This window comes from Frischella perrara (genome assembly GCF_000807275.1).
GTDB classification, from domain to species: domain Bacteria; phylum Pseudomonadota; class Gammaproteobacteria; order Enterobacterales; family Orbaceae; genus Frischella; species Frischella perrara.
Genome location: NZ_CP009056.1, coordinates 640,441 through 658,473, shown reverse-complemented (window position 1 = coordinate 658,473; position 18,033 = coordinate 640,441). Strand labels below are relative to the sequence as shown.

General features: G+C 41.1%; 7 protein-coding genes. All 7 read right to left on the bottom strand.

Going from position 1 to position 18,033, the window contains the following annotated elements; all coding sequences use genetic code 11:
- Nucleotides 1-2: 2 nt before the first annotated feature.
- Genes clbJ through clbD form a run of 7 tightly spaced genes read right to left on the bottom strand, consistent with a single transcriptional unit; the run spans nt 3 to nt 18,027 of the window.
- Nucleotides 3-6,506 carry a colibactin non-ribosomal peptide synthetase ClbJ gene (gene clbJ, locus FPB0191_RS02875; RefSeq protein WP_039103894.1) on the bottom strand — a complete coding sequence of 2,168 codons (6,504 nt, stop codon included), beginning with the start codon at nt 6,504-6,506 and terminating at the stop codon, nt 3-5.
- A gap of 60 nt (nt 6,507-6,566) precedes the next feature.
- Entirely contained in the window at nt 6,567-9,599 is a 3,033-nt protein-coding gene (gene clbI, locus FPB0191_RS02870; protein ID WP_039103892.1) for a colibactin polyketide synthase ClbI, read from the bottom strand.
- Between the two features lie 59 nt (nt 9,600-9,658).
- A complete protein-coding gene (clbH, locus tag FPB0191_RS02865; protein ID WP_039103889.1) occupies nt 9,659-14,443 on the bottom strand; it encodes a colibactin non-ribosomal peptide synthetase ClbH in 4,785 nt (1,594 codons plus the stop codon).
- Nucleotides 14,444-14,489: 46 nt separating this feature from the next.
- Nucleotides 14,490-15,731, bottom strand: a complete 1,242-nt coding sequence (clbG, locus tag FPB0191_RS02860) for a colibactin biosynthesis acyltransferase ClbG (protein WP_089504395.1) — start codon at nt 15,729-15,731, stop codon at nt 14,490-14,492.
- Nucleotides 15,731-16,867 carry a colibactin biosynthesis dehydrogenase ClbF gene (gene clbF, locus FPB0191_RS02855; protein WP_082018218.1) on the bottom strand — a complete coding sequence of 379 codons (1,137 nt, stop codon included), beginning with the start codon at nt 16,865-16,867 and terminating at the stop codon, nt 15,731-15,733. Before clbF ends, clbG begins: the two co-directional genes overlap by 1 nt.
- A 17-nt stretch (nt 16,868-16,884) precedes the next feature.
- On the bottom strand, nt 16,885-17,130 hold the full coding sequence (gene clbE, locus FPB0191_RS02850; RefSeq protein ID WP_039103885.1) for a colibactin biosynthesis aminomalonyl-acyl carrier protein ClbE: 246 nt from the start codon (nt 17,128-17,130) through the stop codon (nt 16,885-16,887).
- A gap of 33 nt (nt 17,131-17,163) precedes the next feature.
- Nucleotides 17,164-18,027: a colibactin biosynthesis dehydrogenase ClbD gene (clbD, locus tag FPB0191_RS02845; RefSeq protein WP_039103882.1), complete on the bottom strand. Its 864-nt coding sequence runs from the start codon at nt 18,025-18,027 to the stop codon at nt 17,164-17,166.
- Nucleotides 18,028-18,033: the final 6 nt, after the last annotated feature.

The following is an 18,033-nucleotide window of genomic DNA, read 5'->3' as shown; positions in this document are numbered from 1 at the left end:
CCTTAACGTTGACGTTGATGACGGCGCTGAAGCCGTTGTTGAGCTCGAAGTTGTGACGAATCACGATGTTGCGCATGGCTGACATCTGGCTCGTTATGTAACTTCGTTTGTAAATAATCAGCAATTTTCTTCACGGTAGTTAGCCGGAACAATTCTGCAATTGGGATAGTGACGTTAAATGTCTCTTCAATACGGCGATGCATGAGTACGATTTGAATTGATCCGCCTCCTGCTTCGAAAAAGTTATCATGGAGTCCAACCTGTTGTTTTTGTAGTAACTCACACCAAATAGATGACACTTGTTGCTCATAAGATGAGGTGGCAACAGCGGATACAGTGGACTCGGGTTCCGATTTACTCATATGATTAATCACTTCCTGAATGAGCGCTGCCCGATCAATTTTGCCATTGGCAGTTACTGGCAGCGCGTTAATAACGTAAATCCCTTGCGGAATCATGTAATAAGGTAATGACTGTTGAAGATGTGCTAATGTCTCGGCAATAATCGCGTCATTGTTCGTATTGGGGGTGGTCGTAATAAAGGCATAAATATGTCCTTGATGGAACACGACCGCAGCATGATTGACTGACAATAGACGTTCTAAATGACATTGGATTTCACCCAATTCAATACGGAAGCCATTTACTTTTACTTGTGTATCTTTACGTCCAAGAAATTCAATTTGACCATCAGCAAAATAGCGACCTAAATCCCCTGTCCGATATATGCGTTCGCCAGTGGCTTTGCGCCAAACAAAACTAGCAGCAGTTTTAACAGGATCATCAAGATAACCTTGAGCTAATCCCATTCCACCGATACAAATTTCACCTTCAATACCGATTGGGCACTCTTCTAATTGTTCGTTTAATACATACATCGGCTGATTACATAACCCGCGACCATAAGGAATGCTTGTCCATTGCGGATCTAAATCCGCAATTGGGTAATAGACAGACCATATCGCACATTCAGTTGCACCACCTAAACTAATAATAGATAGGGCTGAATTCAATCTGCTGCGCATTTGTTCCGGTAAGGTCAACGGAATCCAATCGCCACTTAGGAGCGCTAAGCGCAAATGCGGACAACTGGCATTGCGTCCATTTTGATATTCGCAAAGCATCTGCATTAGCGCTGGCACAGAGTTCCACACCGTCACTTGAGCCTGATTTAACATCGTTAACCAGTGCTGTGGATCTTTTTCATAACCCGCATCAGGTAAAACCAATGCAGCACCCATCATAAATGGGGCAAAAGCATCAAATACCGAGAGATCAAAATTCAATGCCGATAAACCAAATACTCTATCGGTGGCTCGTAAATCAAAGCGTCGATTGATATCTGCTAGCGTGTTCATTGCCGCACGATGATCTATCATTACCCCTTTTGGTGTGCCCGTCGATCCGGAAGTAAAGATTATATAAGCAATATCGGTTACATCTGCTTCTATCGCCGCTAATGGCACGGTTGGTTGATTAAGCATTGAAGAATCAACAATCACTTTTGGTAACTGAGTAGGATTCACTAACTCAACTTTAGGTTGTGTCACTATCGCGCAAGCGTTACTTTGGTTTAATAATAGAGCTTGTCGTTGCGCTGGTTGGGTTGGATCGATCGGTAAATACACCGCCCCTAACCGTAAAATTCCATGTACCGCAGCAATTTGCTCCCAACCTTTTTCCATCATTACGGCAACACGATCTCCGCGTTTCACGCCTAAATCGTGAAGTTGGTGAGCGATATTATTTGCCACATCCGACAGTTGACGATAAGTAAGCTGCTGATCAGACGTTATGATAGCTGTGGCTTGAGGATTTCGCTCCGTATAGTGTAATAATCCATCATGCATAAAAGCACTAGGTGCAGGTCGTTGCTCAACAGGCGCACTGATTGGCATTAATCGCAGGGAGCTTTCTGGTATTTGCCAACGTTGGGGTTGGTTGGCAAGCTCGGTTAACGTTTGGCAATAGCAGTCAAACATAGCGTCAATAATTGCGGGTTCAAAAAGCGCATCCACCACATCCCAATTAAAATGCAACTCTCCATTTGCTTCCAATACCTGATGATCAAGCCAAACTTGCGGAGTTTGAGTGATATTAACATCGTCAAGAAGGGTAAATCCTTCAACTGCCTGAGCCGATAATTCACCGTCTGGATGATCTAATACACTGGTAAATACCACTGGCATTGGTGATTGGAAACGACCGCTACGGATCAGTGCTTCATTTACCCGAACACCGCTATAACGACGATGTTCCAAATCATCCCAAAGTTGGCTTTGAATAATTTGCGCGTTTTGGGCATAGCTATGCTGACTGTCATAATGAATATTCAGTAGACTTACCGCAGTGAAATCGCCAATAACTGACTCTGCGTTAGGATAGCCCATTGGACGATTGAATAACGTCAAATTGAGCGTAAAAGCAGGGTGACTACACCATCGTGCCAGTACTTGACTAAATATCGTTAATAAAAGACCGGTTTTCGTTACACGTGCGGTTTGCGCTAATTGGGTTAAAGCACGCCAACTCTCAACCGATAAACGACAACTTCGTCTGACAAATTTAATATCGTTTAACAATAGAAGATCACCTTTTATTGGTAATCGTGGTGGTCCATACAACTGTTCAATAGATTGTTGCCAATAAGCCTTATCACGCTGATAAATATCGGTAGTTTGTTCAACCTCTAGTGCCTGTACATAATCTCGAAATGAAAATGGTAATGTAGGCAATATGGTGGTAGGTTGTTGATAAAGAGTAATTAACTCTTGCTGTAAAGTACGCATACTGACAGCATCAGCAATAAGTAGATCAAGGCTAAAATGCAAACGTCCATCTTGTTCAGAAAGTTGCGTATAACTAAAATCAAACAACGGCCAACATTCAGCAACATGAACCTTATGCGATAATTGTGCACGAATTTCTTGCAGTGCATTTTGCCTATCATGTGACGTTAATTCACGTAAATCGTGATAGGAAATATCATACGCGGGTACTTGATCTAAAATCTGCTGCGTACCATCTGGTAGAATAATTGCCCGCAACATATCATGACGATCAATGAGTTGACGAAGTGCCTGATTAAAACGGGTAAGATCAAATTGGCTAACGGCAAATTCATGATAAACATGAGTCGCAACGGCACTCGTACCGGTTTGTCGTCCAATCCAATATGCTCGTTGAACATCCGTTAATGGAAACGGTTGGTAACGATTTGCCTGATCAGGAATAATCTCAAGATTTTGTTCAATCTCAACGACATCTTGCGCTTTTAATTGAGCAATCCGCACCGCTAATGCGCGCACATTGGCATAGTGAAAGATGTCTTTTAAAGTCAGTGCACAGGCAAATTCACGATTAATTTCGGCCAACAATGCGACAGCAAGTAATGAATGTCCACCCAAACTAAAGAAATCACAAGTTGGATCAGGGTTTTTAATTGGTAAAAAACGTATCCATATTGCCATTATGACCTGTTCTTGTGCATTAAGTTCATAAGTTTGTGACGCTACAGGTTGTTGATTAGTCTCAAAACTGGTAGCTAACCGCTGACGATCAATTTTACGATTAGCAGTAAGCGGGTATTGCTCGACTTGTTGCCACAATGTCGGGATCATATAATCCGGCAGTTGTTGTTGAAATTCATGTTTTAGGACATTAAAATCGATTGGTTGCGTTGTGATCTTAGGTATCACGGTTGCAGCTAATAATTTATCGCCGTAATCATTATCAATACATACGACGACTACACTATCTAAAGCAGGATGTTGCGCAATGACTCGCTCTATTTCTCCTAATTCAATTCGATAACCTCGCAGCTTAATTTGGGTATCCTTACGACCGATGAAGCGTAAATTACCAAGTGGATCACAACTAACCAAATCACCGGTACGAAACATCTTCGCGTCGTCAGGATAGCCCGGTTCAGCAAGAAAACGTTCGGCAGTTAATTCAGGCTGTCCATCATAGCCCATAGCAACACCGTCACCCGCAATATACAGTTCACCAACTACGCCGGTAGGAACACTATTCCCTTCTTCATCAAGGATATAGATACGGGTATTGGCAATCGGCGTCCCGATGGTAATCTGATTAAAATCAATCACATTGGCTTTTAATGACCAAATGGTGGTTTCGGTTGGTCCATAGAGGTTCCATAGGCTACGACAACAATTTAATAACCCTTCTGCTGTTCGCGATGGTAATGCCTCACCACCGGCAAGTACACAAAGATCAGCGTTACCTTGCCATCCTGCGGTAAGTAATCCCTGCCAAAATGATGGGGTAGCTTGCATTAAGGTAGGCTGATATTTTTCAATCAAGTTGATCATGGCAAAACTATCTGCTGCAATTTCTACTTCTGCCACATATAGACTGGCCCCCGATATCAACGGAAGCAGATATTCCAAGAAAGAAATATCAAAAGCAGGTGTCGTGACAGATAAGAGACGATCCGTCGAATTTGGCTTGAAGGTTTGTTGCATATCTAGTAGTAAGTTAAGCAAGCTACTGTGTTTAATTGCGACACCTTTCGGCTCTCCCGTACTACCTGATGTAAATAGGATATAAGCCGGTGCTTCCAAATCAATTGGCGTACGAACAACATCGACATCCAAAGCAGATATTGCATTTAGTTGATCATGGGTTAAATATACTAACGGTACCTGATCTTGATATTCGCTAGTTTCTTTAACGACTAAACAAGTTAAGCCTGCGCGTTGCATCAAACGCCTTATTCGATTTGGTGGCTGATTGATATCAAACGGTAAATACACGGCACCGATATACCAAACCGCTAACATAGTCGCAATCAAGTCGCCATGTCGTGGTAACATGACACCAACACGATCACCTGATTTAATACCTTGCGTAGTTAGAATATTTGCAATAGTCAGAACTTTAGACCATAACCCTTGCCAACTTATCTGATAATCTGCGCCTTCAATCGCTATTTGGTTAGGCTGTTGTGAACTGAACTGCTCTATTAAGGTCAGTAGATCGTAAGGTCTAGGCCAGATAATATCGGTCGCATTTAGAGTTTCAAGGATTGTTTGACCATAATTTTGACCGGATAAAGTAAGTTGATTAATAGGCGTTTGAAGATTGTTAGTTAGTGCCAAACAATACTGCTCAAAGGCCTCTGCAATATTCTGTATATATGCCTGATTATATAAATCGCGGTTATATTCTAATGTAATGTCAAAGGTATTACCGTTACTAAAGATTTCTACGGTCATATCATATTTAGCCGAATGGTTATGATAATCCTGCTGCTGCCATTGGGCATCAGCAAGGATAAAATCACGCTCATTTACTTGTTGATGATAGATATATAAAATCTGAAATAATGGTGAGTGCGAAGGTTGTCGTGGTATATTCAACCCATTGAGTAACGTTTCTAACGGTAAATGCTGACTGGCTAAGGTTTGTTTAACATTATCCTTTACCTGTTGCAAAGCATCATAAGCGGTTACCAAATTACGAAAATCGCTATGGATAATTGCGGTACTGGCATAGTAACCAATACTATTAAGTAATTCAGGACGAATACGCCCTGAAACAGGGGTACCGATAATTAGCTGTTGTTGATCGGTATAACGTTGCAATAATAATTTAAACGCTGTGAGTAATACAACAAATGGTGTTGTTTTTTGTCCCCCAGCTAGGCGCTTAATTGCTTCACTTAACCTTGCATCTAAGGTCACTCCAATTCTCGCACCGTCTTGACTCGGCACGGCTGGACGCGGATACAAGGTTGGAAAAGTTGATAACTTCGGTGCCTCTTTTAACCGCTCACGCCAGCGGTTTAAGTCGTTTGTTAATAACGGTTCTTTCAACCATTCGCGTTGCCAACATGCATAATCCGCATATTGTAACGCCGGCGTGGCGGGTGCAGGATTAGAACTATTTTTTAGATGATTATACTGTTGTTGTAACTCCTTGAAGAGTATTCCTAATGAAATCCCATCAATAATAATATGATGTGCACAAAAAATAATGTAATCATGTTGATCGGCTTGAACAAGGTGTTTTACAACAATTAGCGGACCTTTCGCCAGATCAAATGGTGTATTGATTACCCGTTGAATCGCAACATCACGTTGCACTGCGGTAGCTTCAGGTGCTAATGTTATTTGTTCAATCGATACGCTTGCTTCATCATCAATCACTTGACAAAGTTGCTGATCTTGCAATACAAACCGCGTACGCAAAATAGCATGGCGTTTTTGTATTAATTCAAAGGCTTGATTTAATAATACACTATCAATCTGACCTTGTATTTTATACACGACATACATATTGTAGTTAGTGGCATGATCATCATATTGTTGCAAAAACCACAATTGTTCTTGATTGAAAGCAAGGGGTAAACTCTCTTTTTCATCCACTTTAACAATTGGAATATTCAACGGTGAGATGCCGGCTTGCGCTAATTTTTGTAACAAATCTTGTTTTTTGCCTGCGGGTAATTTACGCGCATGTGCAATATTTTGCATTATCATTAATGTATATTTCCTTTCGTTACATTGAAACAGCTATCCTGATTATTGTTATTAACCTATTTAACTTTTTACAAATTCATCAAGCAGTGAAGCTAAAGTGTCATCCGGCTTCGTATTGCATTGAATATCAATTTGCTTAGCTAACGCTCGGATGTTAGTTTCTGCCATTAATGTCATGAAGGAAATGGTGGTTGAAAAGACCTCTTGAATTTGTGCTAACAAGATTCCCAACATTAGAGAATGACCACCCGCCTCATAGAAATCATCATTAACACCTAAACCATCAATACCCAGTAATGATTCACAAATTGCTAGCAATTTTTGTTCAGTATCAGTTTCTGCCGGTTCATATGGCGTTGAGAAATTCGGGCGCGGTTGTCGGGTCGAGTTACTTTTGACTGTTGTCACAGGATTGTTGTCTACTTCATTAACTGGTGCAAACTGACCTTGTTCTTCTGGACTTGTTGCCCAATAACGAGTCTTATCAAATTGATAAGTTGGTAAAGATACCCGACGCGGATTATCACCGATAAGCGCGGTCCAATTAAGCGCATATCCTCTTACCCATAGATTGGCTGCTGTTTCTAATATATGTTTGTTTTCATTCACTTCGCTATTTACGGTTGGTAGGGAACTGTTTGCCACGCTATTCGTCAACTGATGTCCATTCGTCAAACGCACTAACGTTGCACCCGGACCAATTTCCAGAAAATCACAATCATATTGTTGATGGGCGACTTGTAAAGCAGCTGAAAATTGTACTGGCATTAACATTTGATTAACCCAATAATCAGCGTGGGTGAGCGTATCTGGATCAACTGCATTACCGGTAGCGGTAGAGATAATACAATAACGTGGTGGATTGAGTTTTACATCAGTAAATTCAAGACGTAGTGCTTGTGCAGCATCATTCATCATGCTTGAATGGAATGCGTGTGATGTACGTAACAATTTATTAATGATATTTTGTTGTGTTAATTGAGCACTGATTGCTGCAATAGCATCTTTTGGACCAGATAGCACCGAATAACTTGGTGAATTTACCGCAGCAAGTGCTACTTCATCACGAATATAAGTACTGACTTTATCTTGTGCTAATGCGACCATTAACATTGCGCCACTTTCAGCGCTATCCATTAATTTAGCGCGTTTAGCTACTAAACGTAACGCATCATCAAGCGTGAACACACCCGCAATTGTGGCTGCAACCCATTCACCGAGTGAATGACCAATCATTAATGTCGGTTCAACACCCCAACTTAGCCATAGTTGTGCCAATGCATATTCAACACTAAAAAGTAATGGTTGGGTTAGCCATGTTTGTGATAAGCGTTCCGCTTGCTCATCAGAAATTGGGGCACTAAACAATTCTGCGCGAATATCGATCGCAGCATCACGTAGTAAAATATCAGCACAATGATCGAAGGCATTAGCATAAACCGGCCATTGGTTATATAACTGTTGCCCCATTTTTTGATATTGGCTACCTTGTCCAGAGAATAACCAACCAAGATTCACTTGTGCTTTAGCTTTTGCTTGAATAAAGGATTGATGAATGTTATCTTTCAGACTGTTTGCAGTGTTAGTCAATGTATCGCTAACGATAGCGGCGCGATGCTGAAATGCTGTTCTGCCGGTTGCTAATGTCCAAGCAACATCACGCTTATCCAGTTGTTGATTGTGTTGTATGAAATTGGCAAAACTCTGTAGACCATTTTGTAAAGCACTGTCCGTTTTTGCTGAGAATGGCAATATACAATATTGTGGCGCTTCGCCTCGCGGTTGATTATCAATCGGTGCTTGTTCAACAACTACATGGGCATTGGTTCCTCCCATACCTAACGACGTCACCCCTGCACGACGGATACCACTTTTAGGCTGCCAATCTTGACATTGTGTGTTGATATAAAATGGGCTATTAGCTAAATCAATTTGCGCATTTGGGCGTTTAAAATGCAGTGTTGCTGGAATTTTACCATGATGAACAGCTAATGCCGTCTTGATTAAACCAGTAACCCCTGCAGCAGTATCAAGGTGACCAATATTGGTTTTAACAGATCCTAGTGCGCAGTATTGTTTTTCACTTGCCCCCGCAAAAGCTTGGCTTAGGGCTGAAAACTCCACGGGATCACCTAACTTAGTACCGGTGCCATGTGCTTCAACGTAAGTAATATCTTGCGGTTGCAGATCAGCTAGTTTCTGAGCTTGCATAATGACCCGTGCTTGTGCGTCAACACTTGGAGCGGTATAGCTAATTTTCTCGGAACCATCATTATTTACAGCAAACCCCTTGATAACGGCATAAATATGATCGCCGTCGCGAATTGCCTCTTCAACGCGTTTTAATACCACTAACCCTGCACCTGTACCCGGCACAAAACCACTACTATCATCATCAAATGCTCGACAATGACCATCAGATGAGGTTATCCCACCCTCTTGTGATAAGTAACCGGTTTTAATTGGTGGCCCCAATGTCACACCACCTGCCACAGCCATGTCACATTGCCAAGTAAGAAGACTTTGACACGCCACACAGACCGCCACTAATGAGGTAGATGAAGAAGATTGAATTGTAATTGCCGGACCACGTAAATTTAGATGATAAGCAATTGATGTAGTTATACTGTCTTTATCGTTACCAATTGCCGCTTGCAAACTACCTGAAGAAAATACGCGTTTAAATTGCGGTAACAGATTCAACATTAAATAAGAATCCATACTCTTACCGGCAAAAATTCCCACATCACCTGGATAATCGCCAGGAACATAACCGGCATCTTCAAACGCAGCCCACGCTGTTTCCAATAATACCCGATGTTGCGGGTCGGTCAGTTCCGCTTCACGTGGTGCAATACCGAAAAAAGCTGCATCAAATTTATCAATATCGGCAACTTCACCTTTTGCCTTAACATAGTCAGGATGGCGAATAAACTCGGGGCTGATCCCCATTGCTAATAGTTCTTCATCCGTATAAAAAGAAATGCACTCTTTATCCGCTGCAAGATTAGCCCAAAAATCCTGTATGGTATCTGCTTGAGGAAAGCGTCCTGCCATACCTACGATAGCGACACCAAAATTATTCTCTGCCATTATAGCTCTCCTTAATTTTTATAAAATTTGTCTATTCCATTTATTCAAAATGCTGTGTTTTAACCTTTACGTCCCCAATGTGCGGAACTGAACGCTGAGCGTTGGTTATCCGCTCGTTTCTGTTGTAAGGCCTGATCTTGTGCTACTTCTTGATTATTGCTTGGTGTCTGTAAATAACTGGCCAAGCGCTTAATAGTGGTAAAACGCATTAAATCGACTAATGACACTTGGCGTTTACAGACTTGACCAATCATTTGCTGCATTTGTACCAGTAGCAATGAATGACCGCCTAAATCAAAAAAGTTAGTTGCACAGCTAATTTGTTCAACACCAAGAAGTTGTTGCCAAATCGTGACTAATTGACGTTCTAATTCATTAGTGGCTGCAACACATTCGCCTTGTCCTTCAAGCTGACTTAAATCAACTTCAGGTAATTGGCGTGGATCAACCTTACCGTTTACCCCAATTGGCAACGCCGGTAACGGGAGATAAAATAGTGGTAGCATATGCAACGGTAAGCGAATACTGAGCCAAATACGTATTTGTTGCGCATCAAGAACGGCACCGTTCTTACTAACATAAAATGCCACTAAGATTGGTGTTGCTAAGGCATTACGACGAACATTAACCCATGCATCGGCAATATCGGGATGCTGTTTTAGTTGGCTTTCAATTTCGCCTAGCTCTACACGATGCCCACGAATTTGCACTTGGCGATCTTCACGACCTAAATAGAACACATTGCCATCCAATGCCCAACGCGCCCGATCACCGGTTTTGAGCACTCGTACATCCGGTAATTCCGGTAGCTGAATAAAACGATGTTGATTGTGTTGTTCATCCAAATAACCCGGTGATATCCCTAAGCCTGAAAAACACAGTTCTCCGACGGCGCCAGGGGGTACTAATTTATGCTCGCTATCAACGACATAAACTTGGGTATTTTGAATTGGTCGTCCAATAGATAATGGTTCTTGCTGTTGCGTTGTACGTGGTTCAATCATGTAATAGGTTGAGCAAATACCGCTTTCTGTCAGTCCATAACCATTTACCACTTGCATATGCGGTAATAAAGGTGCTATCTGATCATATTCCATAGCCTCACCTCCACAGAGAAACAGTCGTAATACCCCTAACTCTTGACGCAAGGTTGAAAGACTAGCTGAGAGTGAAGGTGTTGTACTGACAATCGTGACTTGCTGTGCTTTGAGTAATGCTACAAAGGATTGCGCATCTAGGCTCTGTGTTTTTTCTGCTAACACTAAACAGCCACCAGCAGCAAGGATTGGCAGCATTTCACCAACAAAACTTGCTGACGCTACAGAGGTTATCGGCAGTAACACATCATTACGGTTTACTTGGTAGCTCTGAATAAATGAGCAAATTAAATTAATGAGATTTAATTGTGTTAATCTGACGCCTTTAGGAATTCCTGTGGTGCCAGAGGTAAAGATAATGACAGCGTCTTGGTTTAAAACGTTAGCGACCACCATACTAGCTAAATCAGCTTCACTAACTGGCGATAGTGTTTGCCAATTTGGCAAGGTTGTGGCAGATAGTTTAGAGAGTGGTTGTTGAACTAAATCAGATGTTGTAATCAATAATTTAGCATCAATCTGATTTAAGATCAGTGTATTACGTTCCAAAGGTGCATCATTGTCAATCGGAACATAAGTTGCCCCCATCGCTAATACGGCTAATTGTGTGATAATTAAATCACAGGATAAAGGCAACATAATTACTACATAATCACCCGTCTTTATACCTTGGGTAATCAACCATTGCTGTATCCGTGCGATCGCTTGTTGCAATTGAGCATAAGTCAATGCATCATCACCATGTCGCAGTGCTATCTGATTTGCTGCATGTTGATAATGGGGTGCCAATAGTTGCACTAAATTACTTTCTGATGGCAAAGCCTTCGTCGTCGAATTTTGTTGATTTAACCAATTAAATTCGTGGTGACTGAATTTTACTAATTCATTTACAGTTATCGAAGGTTGTTGGCTAGTCGCAACAAGCAAGTCACGAAATTGCTCAATGAAGTTATTAATTCTATCAGCAGTATAGAGATCAGCATCATATTCAAAGGTACCGGTCATTCGTCCATCGATATATTGCATACTTAACGAAATATCTACTTGTGACGCTCCGGTATCGAGTAATAATGGTGTGACTGTCAATCCATTGAGTGTTGGACGAGCCATTGGCATATTGTCTAACTGGAACATGCATTGATATACCGGAAAATGTCCAGCACTACGTTCAATATTTAACGTTCTGACTATTTCATCAAAACCTAACCGTTGATGCTTAAATGATGAAAATAGTTGCCCTCTTACCGCTTGTACCAGTGCTGAAAATGACATGTCATTATCTACGGTTAACCGTAACGGCAATACATTTATCAATGGTGCAATTAGTTGTTCACTTTTTTCTGATAAACGACCTGCTATAGGCATACCAACAATGTAGTCATGTTGACGGGCGTTTCGTTGCAGTAGCACAATAAAAACGGCTAACAAGTAATTGTATAAAGAAACGCGTTGCGCACGACCACTCGCTGCTACCGCGTCGCTTAATGCACTAGGCAATTCGAATGCAACAAAAGCACCTCGATGTTGATTGATATATTGGCGTTGTCGATCACTAGGAATATCCAATACTGGCAAATTACCACTCAATGTTTCACGCCAATAAACGATATCTTCTTGATACTGTTGGCTTTGTCGCCATTGTTCTTGCTCTTTAATGTACTCAATATAGCTGATAGGCGGATCACCATTGATAACTTCACCGTTATAAATGGTCTGTAGTTCGCGTACTAATACGCCTTTTGACCAACCATCACTAATAATATGATGCAAATGAATGATTAATACATGGTTAGTATCGTTGAGTTTAATCAGTTCAAAACGGCAAAGTGGTGTTTTTTCTGTTAAAGGCATCGGTTTTGATACCTTAAGATTGATTTGCTGAGTTAAATCATTGCTTGATGATAATTGACTGATTTCAAATAATGGCTCCGGTAAGTTAGCGGTGATGGCTAACATTGGTTTGCCTTCTTGTACGGCTATGGTTGCTCGTAATAACGAATGGCGCAGCATTAACTGCTTTATCGCTTCTTCTAAACGAGCCATATCTAATTGCCCCTCTAGCTGCAACGCAGCAGGGTTGTTATATAGAGCAACATCCGGCGCCAGTTGTTGCATAAACCACATAGATTCTTGCATAGGTGATAATGGGCAGTACTGCACAGTCGTTGATTGACGCAGATCAATACATAACGCCGTTTGCTGCCGAGCGATCGCAATAAGCTGCTTACGATCACATTTACCATTTGCGGAAAGTGGTAACGCGGAAAGCGCAATTAAACGATTTGGTAACATGTAATCCGGTAAAGAAACCGATAAAGTAGCAAGCAGATCATTGAGATCGATCGTTGCGGTACTGACTATAAAGGCATAAATGAGTTGGTGATCGACATCTTCCTGATCGGCAACCACCGCTACCTGTTGAATATTAGGGTAACGCATAATATGAGCTTCAATTTCCCCTAATTCAACACGCAGTCCTCTTATTTTAATCTGGAAGTCATTACGTCCTATATAAAAAATCTCGCCAGTTTGAGGATCATTGCGTACTAAATCACCCGTTTTGTAGACGCGTTCGGGTTGTCCATTATGACAAAGTGTCGGATGCATAAAGAAACTGCGTTCGGTCAAGGTTGGATTATTTAAATAACCGCGAGCTAAGCCAACACCCGCAATATATAATTCACCTTCTTCACCGTCAGCAACAACATTGAGCGCTTCATCTAAGACATATAACCGACATTGATCAATCGCACGCCCGATCGGAACATCCTGATAATCATGATGGCGTAAACAGGTGTGATAACTCACATCTATCGCGGCTTCGGTAGGTCCATAAAGATTGACGAGCGTTGCGTCTGTCACTTCGTTATAGAAATTAGTAACGCTATATGTACTGAGTTTTTCACCACTGACAAACACCCATTTTAAGGAAGCACTGAGCGACGGATCATGTTTGATTTCAAGGTATTCAACAAACAAATTTAACATTGATGGTACAAAATGCATGACTGAGATGTGATGTCGTTGAATAAGTCTTAACATGGTGCGCGGATCACTTTCTAGCCCCGATGGCAATAATACTACCGACGCACCATACATTGCCCACCAGAACATTTCCCACACGGAAACATCAAAGGTATAAACTGTTTTTTGGAACAAGACATCTTGATCATGAATTAGGTAAGCTTTGTGCATCCAAACAATTCGATTGAGTAATGCACCGTGTTCATTAGCCACACCTTTTGGTACCCCCGTCGAACCTGAGGTATAAATCACATAGGCTAAATGATTAGGTGAAGGACGATAAGCTAAATTGCTCGTCGGCATATTGAGCACCGCCGTATCATCCACATGACACATAGGTATCGACCAATTTTTATTATCATGCTGATGATAAATAACATATTTAGCTTCACTGGCAGCCAGTATATTATCAATTCGGCTACTTGGCGCATCCGGAGCTAAGGGTAAATAAGCCCCACCGGCTTTGACAATACCAAAAATCGCAATTAGCATGTCAATACTTCGCGGAAACATAATGGCAACTACACTATCTGCACCAATACCTTGTTCTCGTAAATAATGCGCTAATTGATTTGAACGTTCGTTCAATTCTCGATAGGTGACGACCTTGTCCCCCATAAATACAGCCGATTTATCAGCATAACTGTCGGCAATACGATATAAATAGTCAACGATTGTTTGATCATCCAAGATAGGCTGATCAACTTTTTCATGCAGTTGCATATACCCTTCCTCAAAATCCATAAATCCGTATGGGCTTATTTATTGTTTATTTAGTTAACATCCCTCGACAGGTTGCTATCTCTTGTTGCGAACTGCCTTTAAGTACTAACACTTGTTCAAACAGTTGATTTAGCAATTCAAGATCTTGATCACTAATCGTTTCACGTTGCTCTATGGCTTGTATCTGGCTGAAAAATTGACCTAAAATTGTTTTCAATTGTGCATTACTATCAGTATTGTTGGCATTATGATTACGTGTTGCAGTAATCGCATTAGTCAACTGATTGATGTACCAACGTTGATAAGAATCCTTATCGTCTAAATATGTATTATTTAGGGCAAGTTTGAGCTTTTCACGATCTTGACGATCATCAAAAGCGAAGACATCAGACGGATAGTTATTTTCAAGTAATAGATTTTTTAAAACGCTTTGTGGTCCGATCTCAATGACGATAGGTGCTTGTTCAGATTTTAAATACTCTAAACCACGTTGCCACTGTACGGGTTGCGATAATTGTTGCTCTAACAAATCGATCATCATGTTTGCGTTGGCATAAGGTTGCCCACTCACATTTGCGATGACTTGGCAGTTAGGTTGCTGCCATTGACATGTTTGTAACACTTGACGCAATTCAACACCATAAGGGCGTAATAAAGGATTATGGTATGGAACCCCACCTATTAGTGGCACTACTTGTACTTGTGAATCGTTATCTAACAAATACTGTTCAGCGACAATAATTGCTTCATTGTGACCGGATAACATAAATTGTTGATCTGAGTTATAACAGGCGATTCCAACCTGCAAGTTAGTCTCTTTGCAGGCAAATTCACAGGCGGCAGTGACTAAATCCAAATTACCCTGTTTAATAATAGAAGTACCGGCATCAACCTGATCAGCAATATTACTAGCTAACCGACTACGCAAAGCAACCAATTCCAGTGCCTGAGCAAACGATAACGCACCACTGCATGTTAAGGCAGTATACTCACCAAGACTGTGCCCCATCATGTAGCCGATAGTAGCAGGATTGCCGTTTTCAGACAGATACTGCTCAAAAGCCAAATAGTGAGCAACGCTCGTAGTGAAGATGGCCAATGCCATTGCTGTCGGTTCTGACAATTTGACAATTGACCCTGTCATGCATAACGTGGTGATGTCCAGCCCAGTGACTTGATTTGCTTCAGCAAACAATTGCTGAACTTGAGGATAATTCTCATACAATCGTTTTGCCATACCGACATATTGTGATCCTGAACCGGGAAAAACCAACGCTAAAGTTTGCATTATTTATCACTCCCTTTACCATTCATCATGTAATTCATGGCAATTTGAATTTCATGAATTTGGGTTGTCCCTTCTATAATTTCCATGATTTTCGCGTCACGGTAGTATCGTTCTACTTGCATATCCGCTTGACAACCATTTGCACCTAATAACTGAACAGCATTGCTCGCAACTTCAACGGCTGCGGTGGAGGCAATATACTTAGCCATTAGGGTTTCGTTAATCATATCGGGATGCAGATTTTCACGGTAATCAGCAGCGCTAAAGCACATTAACCGCGCTGAACGGGTTTGCGTTAACATTTTTGTAAATAGATGTTGCACAATACCATGTGAAAATAGACGATGTTTGAACTGTTTGCGATGACGGATATACTGTTCGGTAATATCAACAGCGCCTTGGCAAAGACCCAAACTACCGCAAGCTGTTGTAAAGCGTCCTTCATTCAGTGCAAAATTGACGGATAACGGTACGCCAGAGGAGATCTGTCCGAGTAACGCATCGGCTTCAAGACGACAGTTATCAAAATTTAATTCTGCTAACATATTGCCTCGTAACCCTAATAGGTCGCGAATCGGCGTAACGGTTAATCCTTCAGTATTACGATCAATGATCACCGTGGCCATTTTATTATCAAAACGGGTAAGTACAATATAGAAATCAGCGATTTGTGCTAAAGTAATCCATTTCTTTTTACCGTTTAAGCGCCATCCATCACCGTCTTGCGTTAATTGTGTTTCAGCATTGGCTAAGTCACTACCAATATTAGGTTCTGTCAGGGCTATTGCGCCGACCAACTCCCCTGAAGCAAGTTTTGGTAAGTAGTACTCTTTTTGAGCCTTATTACCTGCTCGCTGGATTGGTGTACTAACCATACCGGTTACAGTAATTAGATTTTCTAACGAACCATGCACCGCCGCAATTGTTTCATGCAAGGCACATAACTGGTAAGAGTCCATTTGGCTCCCACCATATTTTTTGCTAATAGAAGCCCCTAAATAGCCAGCCTTAGCTAGCTGCGATATGATTTGTGCATCAATGAACTGATCACGCTCAATTTGAGCAGCAACGCCGTTAAGCGTGCTGTTAACAAATTGGCTGACGTTTTGCCGGGTTGTATGATATTGTTCTAGCATAATATATCACTTCTTAGTTAGTTTTTAAGTTCTTGCTGAACAAGCTCAACGATCTTATTCACTGATGAAATTTGCTCGATCTTTAATTCACTCACTTCTAATTCAACATGGAAGGTCTTTTCAATAAATAGAATAATTTGTACGGTAAACAATGAGTGAACTAATCCTAGTGAGAAAATGTCATCATCATCACCCAATGTGTGCCCACGTAAAGAACGCGCGAGGAATTGACGAACAGCAGCTTTCATTTCTTGTGAATCCATAATTTCATTCCTTTATCATTATATGTTGTTTAATTAAAGCAAATACGATTGTTGATAACTGTAGAACCCTTGACCTGATTTGGCGCCTAAGTAGCCAGCATCCACCATTTTTTTCAATAAGAAGCAAGGACGGTATTTGTCATCATTGAAGCTCTCATACAAGACTTCTAGTGATTTTAAAATTGTATCGAGACCAATGAGATCAGCCGTTTGTAGTGGTCCCATTTTGTGTCCGAAACAGGTTTTAAATAACGTATCAATATCTTCTGCCTTAGCGACATTTTCTTGCACCATGAAAATCGCTTCATTGACAAATATCATCATTGCGCGATTGGTGACAAAACCTGGTGAGTCATTAACAACAATGCCGGTCTTATTTACTAATGCAAATAATTGATGGAATGTATCTAATGCACGTTCAGAGGTATGGACACCACGAATCAGTTCAACAGTATGCATAAGCGGTACTGGATTCATAAAATGGACACCGACGACGTTTTCCGGTTGTTGCATTAATTTAGAGATGGCTGTAATTGAGATGGCGGAAGTATTCACACCAAAAACTGTATCTTTACCACAAATCTGGTTCATTTCACTATACAGTTTGGTTTTTAAAGCAACGTCTTCCGTAATATTTTCAATCACAACATCACATTGAGCAATCTCTGCTAGTGAGGTCGTAAAATGAATATTACTCATCACTTCTTCAACATTGGCTGTATCTTTTTTATGGTGCGGATGGAAATGATATAAGCGTAAATTTGCTTTAATTGCTTTTCGACAATTATCCAACTGCGTTGCATTATTATCAACCACTATGGTCGATATACCATACTGCGCTAAATTATGGGCAACACCGGTACCCATAACTCCTGCACCTATTATCGCTACTTTCATTATTTC